The organism is Bradyrhizobium sp. CCBAU 51745, assembly GCF_028128715.1.
Lineage (GTDB): Bacteria > Pseudomonadota > Alphaproteobacteria > Rhizobiales > Xanthobacteraceae > Bradyrhizobium > Bradyrhizobium manausense.
This window is the reverse complement of record NZ_LBJP01000082.1, coordinates 1-13,554: the sequence shown is the minus strand read 5'-3', so window position 1 is coordinate 13,554 and position 13,554 is coordinate 1. Positions and strand designations below refer to the sequence as shown.

The following is a 13,554-nucleotide window of genomic DNA, read 5'->3' as shown; positions in this document are numbered from 1 at the left end:
CCTTCGTCTAGTCGCAACGCCGCATCCTAATCCTCGCTGTCATGCCCCGGCTTGACCGGGGCATCCAGTACGCCGAGGCGGATGTTGTGAGAGCGAGCTCTCTATCGCCGGCCACAGGGATACTGGATCGCCCGCCTTCGCGGGCGATGACACCTGTTGTTATCTCAACTAATCGTCGCGCCGCCGTCGATCACCATGGTCTGGCCGGTCATGAAGTCGCCGGCCTTCGAACCCAGGAACACGGCTGCACCCGCAATCTCGTCGGGAATGCCGATGCGCAAGAGCGGCGAGCGCGAGGTCGACGCTTTCAAATTCTCCGGATTGTCCCACAGCGCCTTGGCAAAATCGGTCTTGATCAGGCCGGGCGCGATGCAGTTCACGCGGATGTTGTGCTTGCCGTATTCGCAAGCGAGGTTGCGCGCGAGCTGCATGTCGGCGGCCTTCGAGATCGCGTAGGCGCCGAGAATGGTCGAGCCTTTCAGTCCGCCGATCGAGGAGACGATGATGATCGAGCCGTCCTTGCGCTCGATCATCTTCGGCACCACCATCGAGATCAGCCAGTTGTTGGCGACAATGTTGTTGTCGAGAATCTTGCGGAACTGGTCGTCGGAAATGCCCGCGAGCGGGCCGTAGTACGGGTTCGACGCGGCGTTGCAGACCAGCACGTCGACCTTGCCGAAGGCGCGGTTGCTCTCGTCGACGAGGTTTTGCAGATTCTCCTTCGAGGAGATGTTGGCGGCGATCGCGACCGCGGTGCCCTTGCCGTACTTCTCGTTGATGTTCTTGGCGACCTGCTCGCAAACGTCAGCCTTGCGCGAGGAGATCACGACCTTGGCGCCGTGCTCGGCCATGCGCTCGGCGATCGCAAGCCCGATGCCGCGCGTCGAGCCGGTGATGACGGCAACTTTACCCTTCATGTCGAACAAGGTCATGCTTTCCTCCCAGATTGATCTTCAATGTCATTCCGGGGCGATGCGAAGCATCGAACCCGGAATCTCGAGATTCCGGGTTCGGCTCTTCGAGCCGCCCCGGAATGACTGCGAGCTCACGCGAGCTTCTTGACTTCCGGCCCTGACGGCTGATGCATCTCGGCATGGGCATCGTCGGCGATCCAGGGCTGCTGGTTCACCATCGGCAGCCGCCAGACCGAGCGCTCGGGGCTGGCGAAATAATCGAGCCGCGTGATCGAGACGTTGTCGATGTCGAAGGACAGCGCCCGCTCGACCTGCCCGTCGAGCGCAAGGCCGATCGCCGCCTTGATGGTGCCGCCATGCGCGACCGCGATCACGTCCCGCCCAGCCGCGTCATTGTTGATCCGATCGATGGTCCGGCGCGTCCTGATATAGAGATCCATAAAGCTCTCGCCGCCGGGTGCGGGCTCGTTGATGTCGGCAAACCAGTTCGAGCCGACGGGACGGCTCGCAATGAAGGCGGCGCGGTTCATGCCCTGCCAGCGGCCGAGATTCTGCTCGGCGAGGTCCGCCTCCCATGTCATCGATTCAGGCTTTGGATAGCCCGCCGCCCAGATCGCTTCCGCGGTCTGATGCGTGCGCATCAGATTGCTCGAATACCACACCGCCTGGCGTGGCAGCACCTTGGCAACGGCATTGAAGACGTAGGTGTCGCTGGTATCGCAGGCGATGTCGCTCTGCCCGTAGATGTTGCCGCCGTCGTTGCGCACCGGCGCATGCCGGACCCACCACCATCGCGTGATGACCACATCAGGCTTGTCTTCGGCTGCCATCGAAACCCTTCCATCCTGTCTCATGTCGCTGTACGTGAGGTGCGGACGTGTCTCAAGACACTTTACTGTTTGAAATCTTGTTTGAAATTCCGTCGCGCGGCAAGCGTCGCGTGCGAAGCAAAGGGAGAAACGCATGGGCCGCCTGCAAGGCAAATCCGTCATCATCACCGGCGCCGGCAGCGGCATCGGCCGCGCGGCTTCGCTGCTGTTCACCAGAGAGGGCGCCAAGCTGATCGCGGTCGATCGCACCGAGGCGGTGAAAGAGACCGTCGACGAGGTGAAGAAGGCCGGCGGCGTTGCGGAAGCCATGATCGCCGACGCAGGCTCCGAGAAGGATGTCATTGATGTCATCGACAAGGCGGTGACGACGCATGGACGGCTCGACGTGATCTGGGCCAATGCCGGCGTCTCCGGCGGGCTCGTTCCGCTCGGCGAGCAGACCGTCGAGCATTGGCAGGAGGTGCTGCGCGTCAATCTGATCGGGCCGTTCCTCGCGGTGAAGCATGCGATGCCGCATATGGTGAGGCAGCAATCCGGCGCGATCGTGCTCACGGCGTCGGTTGCGGGCCTCAAGGCCGGTGCCAGCGGACATCCCTATGCCGCGAGCAAGGCCGGCGTCATCTCGCTGGTGCAGACCACGGCCTATTCGCTCTCCGGCACCGGCGTACGCATCAATGCGGTCTGCCCCGGCCTGATCGAAACCGGCATGACCAAGCCGATCTTCGACCGCGCCAAGGAGCGCGGCACCCATGACAAAATCGGCCAGCTCAATCCGCTGAAGCGTGCGGGCCAGCCGCACGAGCTCGCGGCGATGGGATTGTTCCTGGCGAGCGATGAAGCGTCCTATGTCAACGGCCAGGCCTTCCCGGTGGATGGTGGTCTCACGGCGTCGATGCCGTATACGGGCAAGCCGGTTTAGCGGCTCCGGCGTCGGCGCCACTACATCGTCGGTGTCGTCCCGGCGAAAGCCGGGACCCATACCGCGGAATCTATCGAGCGCCGAAGATCGAAACGCCGAACAACCACTCGTCGCCAAACTCACGGTTGCCCGCCCTGCAAAAACCCTTCGCGCCGGTATGACCCACGCCCACCGCCTTGCGTGTTTTGCTCGTCAAGCAACTCAAGATCTCGTAGCCCGGATGGAGCGCAGCGTAATCCGGGATTCTCGCCAAGACCCGCGGAGGCCCCGGGTTGCGCTGCGCTCCATCCGGGCTACGGCCCCTGTGTTGATTTGCGCGCCCCAGCATCACGTTGGTATGGTTCATGCAGGCACCTTTGCCTCCGTCTTCCTCCGACAAGAATTGACAATGCCCAATCCGATCTTCCCGAACTCACGCCCCGACCGTATCCGCAACATGCTTGCCGAGCTTGTCGCCTTCGACACGATCAGCGACCGCACCAACCTGCCCCTGATCGCACATATCGAAAGCTACCTCGCCTTCCTCGGCGTCAAAGGCGAGCGCATCACCGACGAAACAGGGACGAAGGCCTCGCTCTGGGTCACGATCGGACCGGAGGATAAGCCCGGTCTCGTGCTGTCAGGGCACACCGACGTCGTACCCGTCGTCGGCCAGGACTGGAGCCACGACCCGTTCAAGCTGGTCGAGCGCGACGGCAAGCTTTTCGGCCGCGGCACCACCGACATGAAGGGCTTTGTCGCGGTGTGCCTCGCCATGGTGCCGGAGATGCTGGAGGCGAAGCTGACGACGCCGATCAATCTTGCGATCTCCTATGACGAGGAGATCGGGTGCGTCGGGGTGCGGCCGATGCTTGCCGAGGTCGCGAAGAAGAAAGTGAGGCCGCTCGGCGCCTTCATCGGCGAGCCGACCGAGATGAAGGTCATCATCGGCCACAAGGGCAAGCACGGCGTGCGCGCGACGTTCCACGGCCTCGCCCGCCACTCCTCGATCGCGCCCGACGGCGTCAACGCCATCGAATATGCCGCCGAGCTGATCACCGAGATCCGACGCCGCGCGGTGAAGCTCGCCGGCGAAGCCGAGCGCAACAGCCTCTACGACGTGCCGCATTCGACGCTGCTGACCAGCATCGTGCATGGCGGTGCGGCGCTGAACATCGTGCCTGATACCTGCACAGTCGATTTCGAATGCCGCGGCATCGGCATCACCGAATCCAAGGAGGTGACGGATGCGATCATCGCCTGGGCCAAAGCCGAGCTCGAGCCCGCGATGAAGGCGCGACATTCGGACTGCGGCATCGATTTCGAGGAGATCCTCGACTACCCCGCGCTCGACACCAGGGCGGATGCGGCCATCGTCACGCTGGCCAAGGGTCTCGCCGGCCGAAACGATCACGCCAAGGTCGCGTTCGGCACCGAGGCGAGCTTGTTTGCCAGCATGGCCGATGTCCCCTCGGTGGTGATCGGACCGGGCTCGATTGCGCAGGCGCATACGCCGGATGAGTTCGTGGAGATGGCGGAGCTGGAAAAGTGCGCGAGCTTCGTGGAGAGACTGATCGCGCATTGCGCGAAGAATTGAAAACGCAGGGCGGATTGGCGCAGCGTAATCCGCCATTCTCTCCGCTCTCAGCACCGTGGCGGATCACGCTGCGCTAATCCGCCCTCCGGGTCCGGCCTCAGAGTCAGCGTTGCGCCTCATCGCTCCTGCAACGCCAGCCGCACGCCGACGGCGCAGTAGATGGTCCCGACCACCTTGCCCTGCCACTTCACCACGGCAGGGTGGCGGCGCAGGAGATTGCCGAGCCGGCCGGCGCCGAGGGCGAATACGACGGTGCTGACCAGGCCGAGCAGCACGAAGACAATGCCCAGGATCGCAAGCTGAAGTCCGATCGAACCGTGCTCCGGCCGCACGAATTGCGGCAGGAAGGCGAGGAAGAACAGCGCGGTCTTGGGGTTGAGCACCTCGGTCAGCACGGCCTGGCGAAAGGCGCGGCCCGCGCCGATCGCAGGCGCGCCGCCGTTCGGCTCGATCGGCGCCTTGTCGAGCATGGCGCGAATGCCGAGATAGATCAGGAACGCGGCGCCCGCATATTTGACGATGCTAAACAGCAGCGCCGAGGTCGCGATGATCGCCGAGAGGCCGACGATGGCCATGCTGGTGTGGATCAGGTCACCGGCGGCAATCCCGGCGCCGGTCGCGATGCCGGCCTTTGTGCCGGAGCTTGCGGCGCGCGCCATGGTAAGCAGCGTCGCCGGGCCCGGGATGAAGACGAAGCCGAGAACGATGAGGACGTAGGTGATGAGAGTGGCGTGATCGATCATGTGGCGGGCTCCGGAGCGGATCAGCACAAGAGGAGATATGATGGGATGGCGGGGTGTCAATTCCGCCCTACGCATCAGTGCGGATAGGGCGTCTCGCAATTTGCCTCAGCGTCATTGCGAGCGCAGCGAAGCAATCCAGACTGCAACCGCGGAAAGATTCTGGATTGCTTCGCTGCGCTCGCAATGACGGCGGAACGAGCTTACCCCACCGCAGGTGTCATGCCCCGGCTTGACCGGGGCATCCAGTACGCCGCGGCATCTCGCTTCAATCACGCCTTCACGGAGTACTGGATTGCCCGCTTTTGCGGGCAATGACGCTGTGTACGTAGAAGCAGCATTCGCACCAAACAAAAGCGCGGCCACCGGCCGCGCTCGTTCGTCCCTACACCGCGCCCGCCTTCTGCGCGTATTCCCACGATGCCTTCGACAGCGGGACGGTGCGCCTGGCTGACTCCAGCGCCTTGGCGTTGGCAGCGGTGCCGTCGCGGACGCGGCCGGCGATGCCTTGGGTGATGCCGGCGAGGCGGAACAGATTGTAGGCGAAATACCAGTTCAGATCAGGCACCGTCATCCTGGTAACGTTGCAATAGATCTGCGCGGCTTCCTCGACGCTCGGGATGTTGAGCGCCTTGAGGTCGGCGCCCTCGAGGCCCGGCATGATCCACTGCATCAACAGATAGGTGAAATCGGCCATGGGATCGCCGAGCGTCGACAGTTCCCAGTCGAGCACGGCCTGCACGCGCGGTTCCGTCGCGTGGAAAATCATGTTGTCGAGACGATAATCGCCATGGACGATCGAGACCCGCGCCTGCTCCGGCACGGTCTTGGGCAGCCATTCGGCGACCTTCTCGAACTCCGCAATGTGCTGGGTCTCGGACGCGCGATACTGCTTGGTCCAGCGGTCGATCTGGCGCGCAAAGTAGTTACCGGGCTTGCCGAAGTCGCCGAGGCCGATCGCGACCGGATCGTACATATGGAGCTTCGCCAGCGTCTCGATCTTGCTGGTGAAGATCTTTCGGCGCGCATCTTTGTCCTGGCTCGGCAGCGTCGGATCCCAGAACACGCGCCCCTCCTCCATCGACATGATGTAGAAGGCAGCGCCGATGACGCCGTCGTCCTGGCACAGCGCATAGGCGCGCGCGACCGGGAAGCCCTGCTTTCCAAGGGCTGCGATGACGCGATATTCGCGGTCGACGGCGTGTGCCGACGGCAGCAATTTGCCGAACGGTTTTCTGCGCATCACGTAGGAGCGCGTGGGCGTGTTGAGCCGGTAGGTCGGATTGGACTGACCGCCCTTGAACTGGAGGACGACCAGCGGGCCTTCAAAGCCTTCGACATGCTCGCGCATCCAGGCCTCGAGCCTGAGCTCGTCGAAGCGATGACGCTCCTCGACCGGCTTGGTGCCCGAGAACTCCTCGTCTTTCCTGACGCCGTCAGTCACGGTGACGCTCCCCTCTTTTCATTGTCGTCATTCCGGGATGATCCGAAGGACCAGACCCGGAATCTCGAGATTCCGGGTTCGATGCTACGCATCGCCCCGGAATGACGAGCTGGGAATATCCCGCGTTCTCCCCCGCTTAGTGCTTGGGAGAATTTGCATACTTCCGAACTTCCAACCTTGCAATGGCGCGATTGTGCACCTCATCAGGACCGTCCGCGAGACGCAGCGTGCGGATGTGGGCGTAGTCCTTGGCAAGGCCGGCCTCATCGGAGACGCCGGCGCCGCCGAACGCCTGGATCGCCTCGTCGATGATCTTCAGCGCCATATTGGGCGCGGCGACCTTGATCATGGCGATCTCCGCCTGCGCGGTCTTGTTGCCGACCTTGTCCATCATGTCGGCAGCCTTCAGACACAGAAGACGCGTCATCTCGATGTTGGTGCGGGCCTCGCCGATGCGCTGCTCCCACACCGAGTGCTCGACGATCTTCTTGCCGAAGGCGGTGCGCGAGGAGAGCCGCCTCACCATCTTCTCCAGCGCTTCCTCGGCCTTGCCGATGGTGCGCATGCAGTGATGAATACGGCCGGGTCCGAGGCGGCCCTGCGCGATCTCGAAGCCGCGGCCCTCGCCGAGCAGGATGTTCTCCTTCGGCACCCGCACGTTCTCGAGCAGCACCTGGGCGTGACCGTGCGGCGCATCGTCGAAGCCGAACACCGGCAGCATCTTCTCGACCTTGATGCCTGGCGTGTCGAGCGGAACCAGGATCTGCGACTGCTGCTGATGCTTCGCGGCGCTGAAATCGGTCTTGCCCATCAGGATCGCGATCTTGCAGCGGGGATCGCCGACGCCTGACGACCACCATTTGCGGCCGTTGATGACGTAGTGATCGCCGTTCTTCTCGATGCGGGTCTCGATGTTGGTGGCATCGGACGAGGCCACGGCCGGTTCCGTCATCAGGAAGGCCGAGCGGATCTCGCCGTCCATCAGCGGACGCAGCCATTTGCGCTTCTGCTCCCGGGAGCCGTAGCGGATGAAGACTTCCATGTTGCCGGTGTCGGGCGCGGAGCAGTTGAACACTTCCGAGGCCCAGGTGATGCGGCCCATCTCTTCCGATAGCAGCGCGTATTCGAGATTGGTCAATCCCGCGCCGCGGAATTCGTCGTCCTCATGCTCGCTCGGCGGCAGGAACATGTTCCAGAGGCCTTCGGCCTTCGCCTTCTTCTTGAGGTCTTCAAGGATCGGAATCACCTTCCAGCGGTCGCCGCTCTTGTCCTGCTGATCGTAGATCGGCACCGCCGGACGCACGTGCTTGGCCATGAAGGACTGCACGCGCTCGAGCCATTCCTTCTGCTTGGGCGACATATCGAAGTCCATGGGACGCTCCTCGTCTCTCGCTTTGAAAGCCTGTTTTGCGCCGGACTGTCCTCCCGCGGTGCGCGGCCCGCAAGCGCCATCAGCGGATTGCGGGGCGTGGAACCGGCGGCACCCTGGTGCGGCACAATTCCATCATGCGGATTGACTTTCTCCGGCCTTCAAACGATAGTTTCATACAAGTGTTTGAAATGCAACTCCCCTCGCTTCGTGCCCCCGCTCGTCATTCCGGGGCGACGCGGAGCGTCGAACCCGGAATCCAGAAGCTGCGGCGCGAGATTCCGGGTCCGTGACTGCGTCGCGCCCCGGAATGACGAGGTTCTCACCATGGCCAGCGATCATACGAGGTCTGCCATTCTCGCCGCCGCCGAACGGCTCTATGCCGATCGCGGCTTTGGCGACGTCACGCTGCGCGACATCGTCGCCGAGGCGGGCGTCAACCTCGCGGCGGTGAACTATCATTTCGGCTCGAAGGACGAGCTGATCGCGGAATTATTTGTCACCCGCTCGATCGCAACCAATCGCGAACGCTTGCGCGAATTGAAGGCGGCAGAAGAAGCCGGCGGCGGCCGCGCGCCGATCGAGGTGATCCTGCGCGCGCTGGTCGGTCCCACGCTGCGCGGGTGCCTGGGCCCCGAGAACCAGCGCTCCACCGCGGCGCGCTTCATGATCCGCGCCTCGATCGAGTCAGTGCCGCCGATCCGTCGCATCAAGAACCGCGAGATCGACCATTTGCGCAAATTCGCGGGTGCGATGCGCAGGTCCCTGCCCGACCGCAGCGACGTCGATATCTATTGGGGCCTGAATTTCGCGCTGGCGATGGCGCATCACACCATCCGCGAGAGCGAGCGCCTGACGAAACTGTCGGAAGGCCAGTGCGATCTCGACGACGTCGAGGACGTGGTCGGGCGCGTCGTCAGCGTCGCGACGATGGCGCTGACGGCGGGACGAACGGAGACCAAGGCGGCGTCGAAGGTCGCGGCGCGGTAGTCCTCACATCATGGCGATGCAGTCGATCTCGATGTCGAACGGACCGAACCATTCCGGCGTTACGACGAAGATCCGAGCCGGCGGATCTTCAGGGAAATAGCGCGCATAGATCGTGTTGAACGTGGCGAAGTGCCTGGTCGAGGTGCAGTAGACGTTGCACTTCATGACATTGTCGAGCGAGGCGCCGGCCGTCTGAAGGCACAGCTTCATCTGCTCCATGACGATTTCGCTTTGGCGCTCGATTCCCATCCCGCCGATCTCGCCCGTCTCCGGGTGAAACGGCGGCAGGCCGGCAACGAAGACCATGTTGCCGGCGCGCGTCACCGGCGAGGTCGGCGCCTTCACACGATCGAGAAAGGACGAGATCGGTTCGACACGGAGCACTTCGCGTTTCATGGGCCACCTTCGATTCAAGCGGACTGCTTGCTGACTACATTATTCTGCAGCCAGCATGTTTCGCTTCTGATCGAAGTGTGGGTGCGGGGCTAGCCCCGCTGCGGCATCTCCTCGGCCTCTTCCTTGGCGAGCAGCAGCAGCATCTCGATGCCCATGTCGCCTTCCTGCGGCGAGCGGATGAACTTGATCTCTTCGGCGCTTTGCCGCAGTGCGGCAATGATCGCGACCGCCTGGTTGGCTGTGGCCGCTTCGGTCGCCAGAATTGCCTTCTGGTTCTTTGCCTGGAACCCGATCGTGTAGGACATGCACCTGTCTCCCCGAACTCAGTGATGAGATCGAAACTGAGTCGGAGCCGAAACGAAAGCCTGTGCGAGTACGGACCGGGTTTATCTGGGGATTGCGCGCAAGCCTCAGATAAGGCCGCGCCATCGTCATGCTTTGGTCACCAGATGATGCGCAGGGCTAGATGATCCCCTGCTTCTTCAGCTCGTCGATCTTTCCGGCATCATAGCCGAGCTTGCCGCCGAGCACCTCCTTTGTGTGCTCGCCGAGCAGCGGCGGAGCGCGGTAGTCGGTGATCGGCGTGCCGGCGAAGGTCAGTGCATTGCGGATCAGCGACAGATCAGGCTGGAAGGGATGGTCCACCTTCACCCGCATGCCGCGCGACTGCACGTGCGGATCGGAAAACACCTGCTCGAAATTGTTGATCGGGCCTGACGGCACGCCGGCCTCCTCGAGCTTGTCCAGCCAATAGGCCACCGGCTTTTTCAGGAACAGGCCGGCGAAGATCGCCATGATCTCCTTGCCGTGCACGACGCGGTCGTTGTTCCTGACGAAGCGCGGATCGCTCGCGAGCTCGGGCTCGCCGAGCACGGCGCAGGTGCGCTGGAACTGGCCGTCATTGCCGACCACCACCATCAGCTCGCCGTCGGTGCAGCGGAATACGCCGGCCGGCATGCCGCCATTGCCCCAGGTGCCGCGGCGCGGCGGGATCTTGCCGTTGACGAGGTAGATCTGCAGCCAGTGGCTGAGCGAGGCGATCACGGTGTCGAACAGGCAGACGTCGAGATGCTGCCCGACGCCGCCATTGGCGTCGCGATGGTAGAGCGCCGAGAGAATCCCGATCGAGGCGTTCATGCCGGTCATGTAATCGACGATGGATGGACCGACCTTCATCGGGCCCTCGCCGGGCTCGCCGTCGATATGGCCGGTGACGCTCATCAGGCCGCCCATCGCCTGCAGAATGGCGTCGTAACCGGCACGCGGCGCGTAAGGGCCGGTCTGGCCGAAGCCGGTCACCGAGCAATAGATGATCCTGGGGTTGATCGCCTTGATCGTCTCGTAGTCGAGGCCGTAGCGCTTGAGATCGCCGACCTTGTAATTCTCCATGAAGACGTCGGCGTCCTTGGCGAGTTCGCGGATGATCGCCTGCCCCTCGGGCTTGGCGATGTTGACGGTGACCGACTTCTTGTTGCGGTTGGCGCAGAGATAGAACGAATTGTTGTTGTTGGCCTTGCCCTCGGGGTCGGCGAGGTAAGGCGGGCCAAAGGCGCGGGCGTCGTCGCCGGTGCCGGGCCGCTCGACCTTGATCACCTCGGCGCCGAGATCGCCCAGCATCTGGGCCGACAAGGGGCCGGCGAGGACGCGCGTGAGATCAAGGATCTTGATGCCTGAGAGCGGCAGGGCCGACATGCGATTTCCTCCGGGGAACTGGATCTTGAATCTGATCTTGGCGCAGCGGCGAGAGGCCGTGACCGCGCTCCCTGCGGATACACCATTTTGGTGCCCTGAGCACTGCACTGGCGGCATACGGCCATCTGCTGCCCTGGCAGCGGACGCAATCCGGCTGCGACGAATTCCGCGCTGCGAGTAACGCCTCAGGTCGCGGCCGCTGCGGCCAGCCGCGGCCGACGCCGTCCGAGCAGGACCAGGATCAGCACCGTCGCGCAGGAGATCACCAGCGTGAGGCCCAGCGCGCCGCGGCTGCCGAACTGGGTGAGCAGGCCGGCAAGCAGCGGCGGCGCGATCGCGGAGGCCAGATTGAGCGGCAATGCGATCATCGACATCGCCTTGGCGAACTCGGCCTGGTCGTAGAAGACCAGCGGGATCGTTGCCCGGGCCACCCCCATCGCGCCGCTGCCGGCGCCATAGAGCAGGATGAAGGTTGCGACCGCCCAGGTCGCGCCCTCGCTCAGCATCAGCACCACCATGGCGATGGGAAGCGCCGTACCGGCAACCAGCCCGGTGGTGATGCCGTCCCAGCGGCCGCCGCCGAGGAAGTCGAGGCCGCGGGCGCTGACCTGGATCACGCCCAGCATCGAGCCGAATGCAAGCGCCTGGGCGGGCGCGAGGCCCTCCGCTCGCAACAGCTCGATCAGGATGGCGCCGATGCCGAAATTGACGAAGGCGTTCATCGTGATCACGGAGGCGACGAGGCCGAAAGTGCTTCTTGGAATCGCAGGCCGCCGCACCGCCTTCACGGCCTCGGCATGTTCGTCAGTCACGATTTTGCGGCGCGGCGCGACGAACGCGTAGAGAGGGAGATTGATGCCGAGCAGCATGACTGCAAAGACCAGACAGGTGCCGCGCCAGCCGAGCAGGTCACTGAGGAACGAGGTGGTCGGCCAGAAGATGCTGCTGGACAGACCCGTCACCAGCATCAGCCCGCCGATGGCATTCTTGGCGCCCCGCCCCGCGATCTCGTTCAGCATGATGTAGGCGCCGGTCGACAAGGTGGCGCTGCCGCCCATGCCGAGAAATATCCAGCCGGCAAAATACAGGATCGGCTCGCGCGCGAAAAACAGAACGACGTAGCCCGGCGCGGAGACGACAGTGCCCACCATCATCACCTTGCGCGCGCCGTGGCGCGCAAACGCCTTGGCGAGCCAGGGCGCACACAGGCCCATGGTGACATAGAGCACCGAGCTGCCCGCGAACACCGCCGGCAAGCTCATGCCGAGATCGGCCGCGAGGTCGCGGCCGACCACGGCCGGAAGGCCGATCGTACCCCATGCAATGAGCTGGGTGATTGCGAGCACCAGCAGGACCCCGATGAGCCTGCTGTCAGATTTCAAGAACCGCATTCCAGTCGTCGCCTGCCCGGCAGGCGCCGATCACGCCTGTGAGCCCCTCTTACCGGGAGACTCAGCACACGGGAACGCCGGCCGCCGAATGGCAGAAGGCAGCCAGGAGCATGTCAGGTGCGGGACGGTCGTCCCCTACCGCACGATCCCGAGCAAGGATCGCGCCTCTGTTGCGGTTGCGGCTCGGCGGCCATGGCGCGCCAAGGCCTCGCAGGCGATGCTCACGAGCTCCGCATTGCTGGCGGCAAGGCGCGTCTTGTCGACCCTGATATTGTCCTCGAGCCCGGTGCGAACCGCATCGGCGCCGCGCGAAAGGGCCCAGTCCATGACCTCGGCCTGATGGCGGCCAATGCCGGCCGCGGTCCAGGTTGCCTTCGGGATCAGGCGACGCAGCTCGGCCAGCAGGATGTCGAGCACGTGCTCGTCGGCCGGCATCGCGTTCTTGACGCCCATGACGAATTGCACATGCGGACGCGCATCCATCAGCCCCGCCTCGATCAGGCGTCGTGCGCCATGCAGATGCGACAGATCGAAGATCTCGATTTCAGGACGAACGCCATTTGCCTTCATGCCGGCGGCGAGAGTCTCGACCAGCGCGGCGCTGTTCTCGTAGACAATGGTCGGAAAGTTCACCGACCCCGTCGACAGCGAGGCCATGTCCGGCTTCAGATAGAGCGATGACCCGCGTGCCGAGGGATCGCGGCCACGCCCGCCGGTCGAGAACTGCACGATCATCCCTGGGCAATGCTTCCGGATGCCTTCCTGCACCAGGGCGAAGCGCTCCGGGTCTGAAGACGGCGTCTCATCGTCGTTGCGAACATGAATATGGGCAAGCGTAGCACCGGCCTCGAAGGCCTGGTGCGTCGATTCGATCTGCTCGGCGGGCAGGATCGGCACCGCGGGATTATCCTTCTTGCGCGGAACAGAGCCGGTGATGGCGACGGCAACAACAGCGGGATTCATCCTGCAACCTCATCATGAGCGCTCACGCGCATACCAAGTCGATCGACCGTCAGTCTATACCGTGAAGCTGCGCCGCTGCGAGCGCCATCGATCGCAGCGGCGCGGCCTCTCTCGGTCAGGTCCGAGCTGCGGCAGCACCGGTCGCTGCCTCCGTCCGCTGCCGATCATAGTCGGCCCGCGCGATCGGAACGGCTTTGGGATTACCGAGATCGTCGATGCGGACCCGGTAGGTTTCCCGGGCAGTGACGGCTGCCAGCGCCGCGATGACCGTGATGCCGAAGGCGATCGCCCCCACCGTCAAGGGAATGTTGGCGGAGCCGGGAGGCGCCA

At 63.9% G+C, this 13,554-nt stretch carries 13 protein-coding genes and 1 pseudogene; 3 read left to right on the top strand and 11 right to left on the bottom strand.

Annotation, left to right across the window (positions count from 1 at the left end):
- Positions 1-164: 164 nt before the first annotated feature.
- Positions 165-932: an SDR family NAD(P)-dependent oxidoreductase gene (locus XH98_RS22840; RefSeq protein WP_271620029.1), complete on the bottom strand. Its 768-nt coding sequence runs from the start codon at positions 930-932 to the stop codon at positions 165-167.
- A gap of 113 nt (positions 933-1,045) precedes the next feature.
- Positions 1,046-1,744 carry a histidine phosphatase family protein gene (locus XH98_RS22835; protein ID WP_271620028.1) on the bottom strand — a complete coding sequence of 233 codons (699 nt, stop codon included), beginning with the start codon at positions 1,742-1,744 and terminating at the stop codon, positions 1,046-1,048.
- Between the two features lie 133 nt (positions 1,745-1,877).
- Here XH98_RS22835 and XH98_RS22830 point away from each other — a divergent pair, with 133 nt between their 5' ends.
- On the top strand, positions 1,878-2,663 hold the full coding sequence (locus XH98_RS22830; protein ID WP_271620027.1) for an SDR family NAD(P)-dependent oxidoreductase: 786 nt from the start codon (positions 1,878-1,880) through the stop codon (positions 2,661-2,663).
- A 388-nt stretch (positions 2,664-3,051) separates the two neighbouring features.
- On the top strand, positions 3,052-4,239 hold the full coding sequence (gene argE, locus XH98_RS22825) for an acetylornithine deacetylase (protein ID WP_271620026.1): 1,188 nt from the start codon (positions 3,052-3,054) through the stop codon (positions 4,237-4,239).
- Positions 4,240-4,355: 116 nt separating this feature from the next.
- On the opposite strand, the gene XH98_RS22820 is transcribed toward argE, so the two are convergent.
- From XH98_RS22820 to XH98_RS22810, 3 genes are all read right to left on the bottom strand, one after another.
- Entirely contained in the window at positions 4,356-4,982 is a 627-nt protein-coding gene (locus tag XH98_RS22820) for a LysE family translocator (RefSeq protein ID WP_271620025.1), read from the bottom strand.
- A 382-nt stretch (positions 4,983-5,364) separates the two neighbouring features.
- A complete protein-coding gene (locus tag XH98_RS22815) occupies positions 5,365-6,423 on the bottom strand; it encodes a phosphotransferase family protein (RefSeq protein WP_271620024.1) in 1,059 nt (352 codons plus the stop codon).
- A 136-nt stretch (positions 6,424-6,559) separates the two neighbouring features.
- Positions 6,560-7,795, bottom strand: a complete 1,236-nt coding sequence (locus XH98_RS22810; RefSeq protein WP_271597646.1) for an acyl-CoA dehydrogenase family protein — start codon at positions 7,793-7,795, stop codon at positions 6,560-6,562.
- A 324-nt stretch (positions 7,796-8,119) separates the two neighbouring features.
- Here XH98_RS22810 and XH98_RS22805 point away from each other — a divergent pair, with 324 nt between their 5' ends.
- The gene (locus XH98_RS22805) at positions 8,120-8,782 is read left to right on the top strand and encodes a TetR/AcrR family transcriptional regulator (protein ID WP_271620023.1); all 663 of its coding nucleotides are present in this window, start codon (positions 8,120-8,122) and stop codon (positions 8,780-8,782) included.
- 3 nt (positions 8,783-8,785) lie between these two features.
- On the opposite strand, the gene XH98_RS22800 is transcribed toward XH98_RS22805, so the two are convergent.
- The 6 genes and pseudogenes from XH98_RS22800 to XH98_RS22775 form a co-directional block, all read right to left on the bottom strand.
- Complete coding sequence (locus XH98_RS22800; protein WP_271620022.1) at positions 8,786-9,178, bottom strand: RidA family protein; 393 nt, start codon at positions 9,176-9,178, stop codon at positions 8,786-8,788.
- 89 nt (positions 9,179-9,267) lie between these two features.
- Positions 9,268-9,483 (bottom strand): hypothetical protein, encoded by a 216-nt coding sequence (locus XH98_RS22795; protein ID WP_271620021.1) that lies wholly within the window; start codon positions 9,481-9,483, stop codon positions 9,268-9,270.
- Between the two features lie 157 nt (positions 9,484-9,640).
- Positions 9,641-10,870, bottom strand: a complete 1,230-nt coding sequence (locus XH98_RS22790) for a CaiB/BaiF CoA transferase family protein (RefSeq protein WP_271620020.1) — start codon at positions 10,868-10,870, stop codon at positions 9,641-9,643.
- Between the two features lie 185 nt (positions 10,871-11,055).
- Positions 11,056-12,261, bottom strand: coding sequence for an MFS transporter (locus tag XH98_RS22785; RefSeq protein WP_271620019.1), 1,206 nt, complete (start codon positions 12,259-12,261; stop codon positions 11,056-11,058).
- A 135-nt stretch (positions 12,262-12,396) separates the two neighbouring features.
- Positions 12,397-13,224: a 3-keto-5-aminohexanoate cleavage protein gene (locus tag XH98_RS22780; protein ID WP_271597651.1), complete on the bottom strand. Its 828-nt coding sequence runs from the start codon at positions 13,222-13,224 to the stop codon at positions 12,397-12,399.
- A gap of 115 nt (positions 13,225-13,339) precedes the next feature.
- Positions 13,340-13,554 (bottom strand): annotated as a pseudogene (locus XH98_RS22775) (MFS transporter); the annotation flags it as partial.